General features: G+C 53.9%; 13 protein-coding genes and 1 other RNA gene. 6 read left to right on the forward strand and 8 right to left on the reverse strand.

The window, feature by feature from the left end:
• Positions 1 to 2: 2 nt before the first annotated feature.
• The 4 genes from PYCH_RS00765 to PYCH_RS00780 are packed head-to-tail and all read left to right on the forward strand — an operon-like array spanning position 3 to position 3056.
• On the forward strand, positions 3 to 446 hold the full coding sequence (locus PYCH_RS00765; protein WP_013904927.1) for an uL15m family ribosomal protein: 444 nt from the start codon (positions 3 to 5) through the stop codon (positions 444 to 446).
• Positions 447 to 480: 34 nt separating this feature from the next.
• Positions 481 to 1887, forward strand: coding sequence for a preprotein translocase subunit SecY (secY, locus tag PYCH_RS00770; RefSeq protein WP_013904928.1), 1407 nt, complete (start codon positions 481 to 483; stop codon positions 1885 to 1887).
• Positions 1888 to 1945: 58 nt separating this feature from the next.
• Entirely contained in the window at positions 1946 to 2536 is a 591-nt protein-coding gene (locus tag PYCH_RS00775; protein WP_013904929.1) for an adenylate kinase, read from the forward strand.
• On the forward strand, positions 2529 to 3056 hold the full coding sequence (locus PYCH_RS00780) for an EMC3/TMCO1 family protein (protein ID WP_013904930.1): 528 nt from the start codon (positions 2529 to 2531) through the stop codon (positions 3054 to 3056). Before PYCH_RS00775 ends, PYCH_RS00780 begins: the two co-directional genes overlap by 8 nt.
• Here PYCH_RS00780 and PYCH_RS00785 read toward each other — a convergent pair.
• The 5 genes from PYCH_RS00785 to PYCH_RS00805 form a co-directional block, all read right to left on the reverse strand.
• Complete coding sequence (locus PYCH_RS00785) at positions 3053 to 4189, reverse strand: NAD(P)/FAD-dependent oxidoreductase (protein WP_013904931.1); 1137 nt, start codon at positions 4187 to 4189, stop codon at positions 3053 to 3055. The genes PYCH_RS00780 and PYCH_RS00785 overlap by 4 nt on opposite strands.
• The gene (locus PYCH_RS00790; RefSeq protein ID WP_048058130.1) at positions 4186 to 4446 is read right to left on the reverse strand and encodes a (2Fe-2S)-binding protein; all 261 of its coding nucleotides are present in this window, start codon (positions 4444 to 4446) and stop codon (positions 4186 to 4188) included. The genes PYCH_RS00785 and PYCH_RS00790 overlap by 4 nt, the downstream gene beginning before the upstream one ends.
• Positions 4443 to 4946: a 4Fe-4S dicluster domain-containing protein gene (locus PYCH_RS00795; RefSeq protein WP_013904933.1), complete on the reverse strand. Its 504-nt coding sequence runs from the start codon at positions 4944 to 4946 to the stop codon at positions 4443 to 4445. Before PYCH_RS00795 ends, PYCH_RS00790 begins: the two co-directional genes overlap by 4 nt.
• A complete protein-coding gene (locus PYCH_RS00800; RefSeq protein WP_013904934.1) occupies positions 4943 to 6370 on the reverse strand; it encodes an FAD-dependent oxidoreductase in 1428 nt (475 codons plus the stop codon). Before PYCH_RS00800 ends, PYCH_RS00795 begins: the two co-directional genes overlap by 4 nt.
• A gap of 104 nt (positions 6371 to 6474) precedes the next feature.
• Positions 6475 to 7035, reverse strand: a complete 561-nt coding sequence (locus PYCH_RS00805; protein ID WP_013904935.1) for a CBS domain-containing protein — start codon at positions 7033 to 7035, stop codon at positions 6475 to 6477.
• 279 nt (positions 7036 to 7314) lie between these two features.
• Between PYCH_RS00805 and PYCH_RS09530 the strand changes: the two genes are divergently transcribed.
• Positions 7315 to 7370, forward strand: an RNA gene (locus PYCH_RS09530) — C/D box small nucleolar RNA.
• Between the two features lie 18 nt (positions 7371 to 7388).
• On the forward strand, positions 7389 to 7994 hold the full coding sequence (gene cas4 / locus PYCH_RS00810) for a CRISPR-associated protein Cas4 (protein WP_013904936.1): 606 nt from the start codon (positions 7389 to 7391) through the stop codon (positions 7992 to 7994).
• Here the strand turns inward: cas4 and PYCH_RS00815 are convergent.
• From PYCH_RS00815 to PYCH_RS00825, 3 genes are read right to left on the reverse strand one after another with little or no spacing between them, the layout of a single operon-like run.
• Complete coding sequence (locus PYCH_RS00815; protein ID WP_013904937.1) at positions 7991 to 8485, reverse strand: metallophosphoesterase; 495 nt, start codon at positions 8483 to 8485, stop codon at positions 7991 to 7993. The two genes, cas4 and PYCH_RS00815, sit on opposite strands and share 4 nt — an antisense overlap.
• Positions 8486 to 8529: 44 nt before the next feature.
• Entirely contained in the window at positions 8530 to 8808 is a 279-nt protein-coding gene (locus PYCH_RS00820) for a Gar1/Naf1 family protein (RefSeq protein ID WP_013904938.1), read from the reverse strand.
• A 31-nt stretch (positions 8809 to 8839) separates the two neighbouring features.
• Entirely contained in the window at positions 8840 to 9451 is a 612-nt protein-coding gene (locus tag PYCH_RS00825; protein WP_013904939.1) for an ArsR/SmtB family transcription factor, read from the reverse strand.
• Positions 9452 to 9466: the final 15 nt, after the last annotated feature.

The following is a 9466-nucleotide window of genomic DNA, read 5'->3' on the forward strand; positions in this document are numbered from 1 at the left end:
ACATGATTAGAAGGAGGAAGAAGGTCCGCAAAATGAGGGGCAGTCACACTCACGGATGGGGTTGCAAGAAGAAGCACAGAGGTGGCGGAAGCAAGGGTGGCCGCGGCATGGCCGGAACTGGCAAGAGAAACAAAACCAAGTGGACTTGGACGATCAAGTACGCCCCCGACCACCTCGGTAAGAGGGGATTCACAAGGCCCCCCGAGGTTCAGAGAGACGTGAAGGTTGTCAACCTTAAGTTCATCGACGAGCACCTTGAGGAGCTTATGCAGATGGGCATAGCCTACGAGGAAGAGGGAAGGATAGTCGTTGACACCACCCAGTTTGCCGACAAGGTGCTTGGAACCGGAAGGCTCACAAGGCCCCTCGTCATAAAGGCTAAGGCCTTCTCCCCTAAGGCCGAGGAGAAGATAAGGGCGGCCGGGGGAGAGGCCGTTCTTGCCTGATTCTTTTTTCACAAACATTCAAGGGTGTTGAGAAATGGGGGCAAGAGATGTAGTCTACGCGCTTGAAAAATGGTTTCCAGAGGTCGAGCGGCCGAAGAAGCACGTTCCTCTCAGGGAGAAGTTCGTGTGGACTGGGCTGGCCCTGCTGCTCTACTATGTGCTCTCTGAAATTCCCCTGTACGGCATCCCTGAGCGAATTCAAGATTACTTCCAGTTCCTGAGGGTAGTCCTTGCAGGTAGGAACGGTTCCCTTCTCACGTTGGGTATAGGTCCTATAGTTACCGCAGGTATTATCCTCCAGCTCCTTGTGGGTTCCGAGATACTCAAGCTCGACCTTGCGAACCCGGAGGACAGGCGGTTTTATCAGGCCCTTCAGAGGGTATTTTCAGTATTCATGTGCTTCTTCGAGGCGGCAGTATGGGTGCTTGGAGGGGCCTTCGGTAGGGTGGGCATTGATATAACCCATGCAATAGCCGTCCTGCTCATCCTCCAGCTCGCTATGGGTGGAATCCTCCTGATAATCCTCGATGAGCTTGTAAGCAAGTGGGGCATAGGTAGCGGTATAAGCCTCTTCATAGCGGCTGGAGTTTCGCAGACGATACTCACTAGGAGCCTCAACCCCCTCACAGATCCTAACATAGTTGATCCTCTCACAGGGGAGCCCGCCATAGTTGGTGCCATACCCTACTTCATCCAGCACATCCTCAAGGGTGACCTGTGGGGAGGCTTCTACAGAGGAGGTAGCGCCCCTGACATGATAGCCGTGATAGCCACGGTAATCGTGTTCCTCATAGTCGTATACTTCGAGAGCATGCGCGTCGAGATACCCCTCAGCTATGGCCGCGTAACGGTTAGGGGCCGCTATCCCATAAGGTTCCTCTACGTCAGCAACATACCAATAATCCTCACCTTCGCTCTCTATGCAAATATCCAGCTCTGGGCCAGGTTACTGGACAGGTTTGGCCACCCGTGGCTTGGAACCTTCGACCCAACTACTGGCAATCCTATTAGCGGTCCGGTCCTCTATGTTATACCGCCAAGAAGCATCTTCACGGTAATTGATAACCCCGTGAGGGCCATCGTTTACCTCCTGCTCACCGTGGGCTTCAGCCTGCTCTTCGGCTTCCTATGGGTTGAGCTGACAGGCCTCGACGCTAGAAGCATAGCCAGGCAACTTCAGAGGGCCGGCCTTCAGATACCCGGCTTTAGGAGGGATCCAAGGATACTGGAAAGGGTGCTCCAGAGGTACATACCTTACGTGACTTTCTGGGGCTCGCTCACGGTAGCCCTCATATCTGTGCTCGCGGACTTCCTCGGCGCACTGGGAACGGGAACAGGAATACTGCTGACGGTTGGCATCCTCTACAGGTTCTACGAGGAGATAGCAAGGGAACAGGTCAGCGAAATGTTCCCGGTCCTGAGAAGGTTCTTCGGTTCCTGACTTTCTTCCCTCCACAACAATTTTAAGCGGCTTTTCTCTCTTAGAATGGGGGTGAGGCATGCCCTTCGTCGTAATAATCACAGGCATTCCAGGAGTTGGCAAGAGCACTATAACGAGACTCGCCCTCAAGAAGACGAGGGCAAAGTTCAAGCTCATAAACTTTGGGGACGTTATGTTTGAGGAGGCTGTCAAGGCAGGTCTCGTCAAGCACAGGGACGAGATGAGGAGGCTCCCACTCGAGGTTCAAAGAGAGCTCCAGCATAGGGCTGCGGAAAAGATAGCTGAGATGGCCAAAAAAGAGCCAATTCTTCTCGACACGCACGCCACGATAAAGACACCGCATGGCTACCTCCTTGGTCTACCCTACGATGTCATCAGGACACTGAATCCTAACTTTATCGTCATAATCGAAGCCACTCCGGCCGAGATACTTGGCAGGAGGCTGAGGGATCTCAAAAGGGACAGGGATGTCGAGACTGAGGAGCAGATACAGAGGCACCAAGATTTAAATAGAGCTGCAGCAATAGCCTACGCGATGCACTCGAATGCCCTGATAAAGATTATTGAAAACCATGAGGATAAAGGCCTGGAGGAGGCCGTAAACGAGCTCGTAAAAATACTCGACTTGGCGGTGAAGGAGTATGCTTGAGGGAATATATGCCGCGCTGGATGAGCTCTTTGGGCCGCTTGTGATGAACACCCATCCCATGCTGGTCGTCACAGTAGCTGGCATAATCCTCGGTGCCTTCTTCGTGTTGCTCAACTACTTCCTCGTTGACCAAGAGAAAGTCAAAAGACTCCAGAAGATGAGCATGGAGTTTCAGAAGGAGTTCAGAGAGGCAAGGGAAAAAGGGGATGAGAAGAAACTGAGAAAGCTTCAGCAGAAGCAGCTTGAGCTCATAAAGTTGCAGAACGAGGTCATGAAGGATGCCTTCTTCAAGCCAATGCTCATAACTTGGCCGATAATCATAGTATTCTGGGGCTGGCTAAGGCGCTGGTACTTTGAGGTGGCCATAGTCAAGTACCCCTTCAACTTCTTCCTGTTCGACATCTTCCATAAGATTTATCACTCGGCCCTGCAGGCAGATGAGCTCGGATACCTCGGCTGGTACTTCCTGACCTCCTACGTGGTCGGTTCCGTGCTGAGGAAGTTCCTGGACATGGCTTAGCCTATCTGGAACGCACTTTTTCTTAATTCTCCCCTTTCAAAGCGCCTTGGGTCAAACCACTCCCAATCAAGGGGAACCTTGGAACGACCTTTTACGATGAGCTCCGCCATTGCTTGACCAACCGCCGGTGCCATCATGAAGCCATGTCCGGAAAAGCCGGCCGCGATGTAGAATCCTTCGGCGAGCTTCCCTATCGCGGGATTATTGTCTGGGGTCTTGGCGTAGTGTCCGGCCCATTGCCTGACGACGTGCACGTGCTTGAGGGCTGGCACTATCCTCACGACCCACTTCAAGACCTCCCTGGCGAACTCGTAGGTTGGGGTAAAGTCGTCGGGCGAGGATGGGTACTCTAGACCTGTTCCGCACATGACACCTCCATCCTCGCCGTCCTGAATCACGTAGCTGTCGTTCCAGCTTGGAGGGCAGACGAGGGGCTCTATCTGGCCTCTCTTAATGGGCTCCGTCTTGATTATCTGATGCTTTATAGGCTTTATTGGAACAACGTCGAGGCCGGCCATGGCGTTGATTTGGGGGGCCCAGGCGTTCGCCGCGTTCACGATGACATCCACTTTGAAGTCCCCACGCTCCGTCTTTATCAGCCAGCTACCGTCAAGCCTCTCCAAGCCAACGACGGGCGTGTATTCATAGAACTTCACTCCCAGTTCTTCGGCCGCCTTCTTGTAGGCGTAGAGGGCGTGGAATGGACTCGCTTTCCCATCCTCGGGGTTCCATGCACCGGCCAGAAATGGTTCGGTATTGAGTGGGGGCACTATCTCTTTGGCTTCGTCCATATCTATGAGTTTTGTGGGAACGCCAAGCTTGTTTTGGAGTCTTATGTTTTCCTTGAAGGCTTCCACTTCCTCCTCACTCGTGGCCAGGAAAAGGTAGCCCGTCTGGCGGAAGTGAACATCGTGGCCAAGTTCCTCTCCCAGCTTCTTCCAGCGCTCGATGGTGTACTTCATCAGCCTGATGTTGGCCTCGTCCGTGAACTGAGCCCTGATTCCACTGGCACACCGGAAGGTCGAGCCCGAGCCGAAGAACCTCTTTTCAAAGACGACGACATCCTCGCCGAGCTTGGCCAGCTCGTAGGCAGTGGCGATGCCTGTTATGCCGCCACCAATTATCCCTATCATTTCTCACCCTCCACGAGGGCCTTTATTGGAACGGGCCTCACGGGGAACCTCGTCGCCGGCAGGGGGATATCCTCTGGCCTCTTCCCCGTCTTCCTTGCGAGGATTGAGATGACTATCGGCAGGCACGTCCTCCCCTGGCAGGGCCCCATCCCTATGCGGAGCAGCCTCTTGAGCTCTTCTATATCTGTTACGCCCTCATCAATTAGCCTCTCAACGTCCTCAACCGTCACGTCGTTGCACCTGCACACGATTCTCATTCTCTCACCACCCTAACGGCCCTAACCTCCCAGGCGAGCTCGATGGGAACCTCGACGGTTATTATGGGTGTATCTCCCTTCGCCTTCTCCCGTGGGATAACGGCAACGACCTTCCCCTTTCCGACGGGCTCGCCGATGCGGTTCAGCAGAACGACTTCCTCCCCGACCCTCGGCAGGGGTAGAAGCTCGTGGGGCATCGTTATCCTCGCCCTGTCGCCAATGTAGTGGACCATGAAGAATGCGAGACCTGGACAAATTTGCACGCAGAGGGAGCATCCAATGCACTTCTCATAGTCAACTTTCGGGATGTCATTGGGCCTTTCCATGGCCACGGCCCCGGTGGGGCAGACCTCCTTGCAGGGGGTGCAGGGTATCTGCTGGGGACACTCGGGTATAGCGACGGGTCCTCTCCTCAGCCTCTCCTCGCTCGGCAGACCTATGAGCTCTTTCAGCTCCTCGACCGTTAGGTAGCCCTCTCTAAGGTAGTGAGGGATGCTCATGCTCTCACCCCCAGGAGTTTCTTAATGCCCTCGACAACGTGCTGACCGAAGGGTCCGGACCGGAACTCCTCCAGCTCTTTCTGCGCTTTCTCAATTTCCCTTACCCAGCTCTCGTCGGCTATACCGAGCCTCAGAGCTGCGGCAATGCCGGCTATCCTGCCCTCAAGCATCGCCGTCGTGGCCTCCTCGATTCCGGCGGAGTCGCCGGCCACGAATATTCCCCTCACCGTTGTCTCCATCCACTCGTCCCTAACGGCGACGTGGCCGCCCAGCTCTGGCACATACCTTATCTGGCAGCCGGCTTGGTGGAGGAGCTCGATGCTTGGTCTCAGACCAACAGCTATGGCTATGAGGTCAACGTCAAAGACCTTCTCCGTCCCCGGAATCGGCTTCCAGTTCTCGTCTATCTGAGCCACGGCAGCCCTCTCGACTCTTTCCCTTCCCTCAGCCCTCAGAATGGTGTGTCTCGTTAGTATGGGGATGCCGAGACGCCTGACTTTCGCAGCATGGACGAAATAGCCACCTATCTTTGGCATGGCCTCTACGATGGCCTTGACCTCGACATCCGCCTGAAGAAGCTGGTAGGCTAGAATAAGGCCAACGTTTCCAGCCCCCACTATGAGGGCCCTCTCCCCCGGTTTAACTCCATAAGTGTTCATGAGCGTCTGTATAGCTCCTGCTCCATATACTCCGGGTAGGTCATTATTCTCGAAGGGGACGCTCTTCTCCATGGCCCCAGTAGCCACTATCACTGCTCTACCGCGGAACTCTATTAGCTCCTCGTTCTTTCTGATGGCCACGATGAGCTTTTCATCGCCCTCTTGAAATATGCCCACCGCCGATGTTTCGAGGAACACCTCTATTCCCCTCTTCCTTACCTCTTCCTCCAGGATTTTCGCAATCTTAATGCCCCTTACGCCGGCGAACTGCTCCCTCTTCCCGAAGAACTTGTGGGTCTGCTTTACGAGCTGGCCCCCCAGCATGTGATTCTCGTCTATCAGAACGACTTTTGCACCGGCGTCGCTCGCCCCTATGGCTGCCATCAGTCCTGCTGGCCCGCCCCCGATGACGATGATGTCCCCTTCCACCTTCCTCGCCTTTCCGAACTTTGGAATTTCTTTGTCCTTTGTCAGCTCTCCCTGTCCTCGCTCGATGACCATGCCGTCCTCGACAAGGGTTATGCACGTCCTGACGTTCGGAACGCCGTTGACGGTCATGAGGCAGGAGGAGCACTTGCCTATGGCGCAGAAGAGACCCCTAGGTCTTCCCTCAACTCTTGAGTAGTTGAGGACTCGTATACCGGCCGCGTGGAGGGCTGCCGCAATGGTTTCTCCCTCGTAGGCTTCTATCTGCTTTCCTTCGAAGTATATGGTGACCTTCCTTCCGCGGGAGAAGTTGAGAATCGGATGCTCACCAAGGCGCACCCCATTTCACCGGGGTAAAATATGAGGCGGTGTTTATGAGGCTTTTTTCATAAAGAAGTTTTGCACCTTTGGTTTTCCTTTTTAGACGTCCGAAGGGAAGTGAGCTATCCGAGCCTGAAGATGTCTGACCTCGTTATTATACCAATTGGCTTGCCGTTCTTCCCCTGAACTATAACGGCCGGGTGCTTTTCAAGGAGGTACTTTATAACTTCTATGTCTTCCTCCTCAGAAACGAGAGGGAATGGTTCCTCCATGACCTCCGTAACGTTCCGGGAGTATATATCCTCATCCTCAAGACTCCTTCTGACGAGGTTCTTCTCAGTTATGGCTCCTATGACCTTCTCGTTATCAATCACTGGGACCTGGGATATGTTGTGCTTCTTCATGAGCCTAACAACTTTCTCAACCCTGTCCCCGGGCCTGACGTAGATTATGGGACTCGACATTATGCTTCTGGCCGTTACCCTCGCCTTCTGGCACTCTATAAGGGCTCGAAGAATCCTGTTGAGCGTAGATAGGCGGGGATCAACCTTACCGGCTTCGAGCTTGGCTATGTAGGCCTGGGTTACTCCAGCTTTCCTCGCCAGCTCCTCTTGAGTTATTCCTAGCTCTTTTCTTATCCTTTTGATATCCCTTGGATCGATCGGCCGGGGCACTATTACCACAAATAACCACCGGTTATTAAACGTCGGCCAGGTTAATTAACTTTTTGATGTGGGCCGGCAACAGAGACCCACCGGTCACCGCTCCCGGGGGCGGATGCACCGGCCCTGTGGGCTCGGCGTGAGCACACCCCGCTCATCGAACCCGGAACCTTGCGGGGGCGGGTGGACCGAGCCCCTGCGAGGAAATGTACCCTCGCTGTCGGCGATTGAGAATTATATAGTGGAACTTAAAACTCTTGTGGAAACCCTTATAATGCCCTTGGAAAGACCTAGCCTTCGGCGGATGATGTGCCTTGCCCAGCCTGAGACGTGATGAGGTCGGTATTAGCTGACGCCCCTTGGAGGGGTACCCGATGATAGAGTTCTACGCCAGTGAGGCCTTGATATGCCCCAGAAGGATATACTTCCGCCTAAAGGGGTATCCGGAAAGGTGGCCAGATATTGCGAAGCCTAGGCTTGAGAAGGGCAACAGAACCCACTCGGTTCTCGGGGAAATACTCCGGAAGAGGTTCGGATTCGAGCTCGAAAAGCATATAGTGCTCCGTTCCTCCAGGCTTGGCATAGAGATACACGGGAAAATAGATGCCTTCAGGGATTTTCCCATAGAGATAAAGGGCAAGTCGAGCCTTCCCAAGGTTCCTCCCGACTACCACCTAGCCCAGCTGAATGTTTACCTGAGGTGGGCCGAGACTGAGTATGGCTACCTCTACTACGTCAAGCTCGACAATAGGCCCGAGAAAATAGTGGGGTCCATAAACTTCTCCAATTTTCCCTTAGTGAAAGGAAGGAACTTCAAGGCATTCGAGGTTCCCTATGATGATTCCCTCTTTAGGGAGACCGTCAGGCACTTCTACTCCGTAAAGAGATACTTCGAGAAGGATAAGCTTCCCGGAGGCTGGAAGGGCCCACACTGCAGGTTTTGCCCCTACAACTATCTCTGCTTTCCGGACGGCCTCTAGACATCCCAGGGGTTGTAGAACCGCACCTTCACTCTTTCCTTCTCAACCTCCATCAGGGCGAAGCTCGGTGGAGAGAGCCTAGGAAGTGTGGGTGATCCGGGGTTCAGCAGGTAGACCTTTCTCCTCATGGCTTCCACGGCCTCGAAGTAGGGCCTGTGAGTATGGCCGAATATTACCAGCGTGGCCTCCTCCTCGAAGGCCTTGTATACCAGGTTCTGGGCCGTTAGGGAGAGAAACTGATGGCCATGAATTACGAGAGTCTTCATGCCACCTATATCAACGACCTCTACCTCTCTCAAGCCGGGGGGATCCGCGTTCCCCCTGACGGCGAGGACTGGGGCGACCTCGTTGAGCTTTTCCAAAAGGATGGGTTCAGTGATATCCCCCGCGTGGATTATCAGCTCAACGTCCTGCTTCTCGAACACCTCAAGGACAACGTCTGGAAAGTAGGCTTTCGGATAGTGGGTATCGCTCAAAACACCCACGAGCATCGGTGAGGTCCCCTCTCATCATAATTCAGCTGTGAGTTTGGTCCTCATCTGCCCTTCTTTCTCTCCCTCTCTTTCCGCCCCCTGTGCTTCCTCTTCCTCCTATCATCGATGTAGAGGACCTCACCCACGTACCTCTCCGGGTCCTTAACCTTGGGCTTCACAGCCACGTAGGGCGCCTTGACTGGCCCGAAAACATCCTTCACTATTCCAACTGGCTTGAGGTTCTTGTCAACGACTGGCTCGTTCAGGGTGGGAACCCAGTTCGTCCTAACTATGAGGAGCCCTTGTTTGGCATAATGACTAACCTTCCCGAGCCTCTTCATTGGCTTCCCCGATGAGGGTTCGTTGAGACCTTTAAATGTTTTCCATGAACTTCTCCTTTATCCTCCTCGCGTAGCCTGGGGGGAGTATCTTCTCTATCTCGGCGAGTATCTCTTCGAACATCCTCCTGTTCTCATCGAGCATTCTTCTCATGACGTTCTCAATGTAGCTCTCTACGAGCATCCTGACTTCTTCGAGCTCCCTCTTCTCCTTCACGATCTCTCTTATTCTCTCGTCCAGCTCGCTCAGAAACTCTGCAAGCTCTCTCATCTTGACCTGAACGGGTTCCTGAGACTTTATGAGCTCCCTAGCCTGCTCATACTCGGGGCTCTTGGTTATGTCCCTAGGTTCATAGACTTCAGAGCCGAAGAGGTGGGGCGTCAGAAGTATCTCAAGGCGCAATCCCCTCTTTATCATGTAGTACTTCCTTGGTCTGCCCCTGGGAATCTTCTCAATCCTGCTCTCCACCAATCCTGCTTCCTCTAGCATCCTCAGGTGCTCCAGCACGGCTTTCTGACCCACTCCGAGCTCTTGGCTTAGCTCGCTGACGAAATAAGGTCTCTTGGTGAGCAGGAGGAGTATCTTCCTTCTCGTCTCATTACCGAGCACGTCGAGGAGCCTTCCAAGCTCCTCGTTAAATTTCATCTTTTCTCACCTCCT

The sequence above is a fragment of the Pyrococcus yayanosii CH1 genome, assembly GCF_000215995.1.
Classification (GTDB): Archaea; Methanobacteriota_B; Thermococci; order Thermococcales; family Thermococcaceae; genus Pyrococcus; species Pyrococcus yayanosii.

Excerpts from the sequence above, each read along its gene's own strand:
- PYCH_RS00820 (WP_013904938.1), bottom strand. The coding sequence starts at position 8,808 with ATGAAGAGGCTCGGGAAGGTTAGTCATTATGCCAAACAAGGGCTCCTC.
- secY (WP_013904928.1), top strand. The coding sequence starts at position 481 with ATGGGGGCAAGAGATGTAGTCTACGCGCTTGAAAAATGGTTTCCAGAG.
- cas4 (WP_013904936.1), top strand. The coding sequence starts at position 7,389 with ATGATAGAGTTCTACGCCAGTGAGGCCTTGATATGCCCCAGAAGGATA.
- PYCH_RS00780 (WP_013904930.1), top strand. The coding sequence starts at position 2,529 with ATGCTTGAGGGAATATATGCCGCGCTGGATGAGCTCTTTGGGCCGCTT.
- PYCH_RS00785 (WP_013904931.1), bottom strand. The coding sequence starts at position 4,189 with ATGATAGGGATAATTGGTGGCGGCATAACAGGCATCGCCACTGCCTAC.
- PYCH_RS00815 (WP_013904937.1), bottom strand. The coding sequence starts at position 8,485 with ATGCTCGTGGGTGTTTTGAGCGATACCCACTATCCGAAAGCCTACTTT.
- PYCH_RS00775 (WP_013904929.1), top strand. The coding sequence starts at position 1,946 with ATGCCCTTCGTCGTAATAATCACAGGCATTCCAGGAGTTGGCAAGAGC.
- PYCH_RS00790 (WP_048058130.1), bottom strand. The coding sequence starts at position 4,446 with ATGAGAATCGTGTGCAGGTGCAACGACGTGACGGTTGAGGACGTTGAG.
- PYCH_RS00825 (WP_013904939.1), bottom strand. The coding sequence starts at position 9,451 with ATGAAATTTAACGAGGAGCTTGGAAGGCTCCTCGACGTGCTCGGTAAT.
- PYCH_RS00765 (WP_013904927.1), top strand. The coding sequence starts at position 3 with ATGATTAGAAGGAGGAAGAAGGTCCGCAAAATGAGGGGCAGTCACACT.
- PYCH_RS00795 (WP_013904933.1), bottom strand. The coding sequence starts at position 4,946 with ATGAGCATCCCTCACTACCTTAGAGAGGGCTACCTAACGGTCGAGGAG.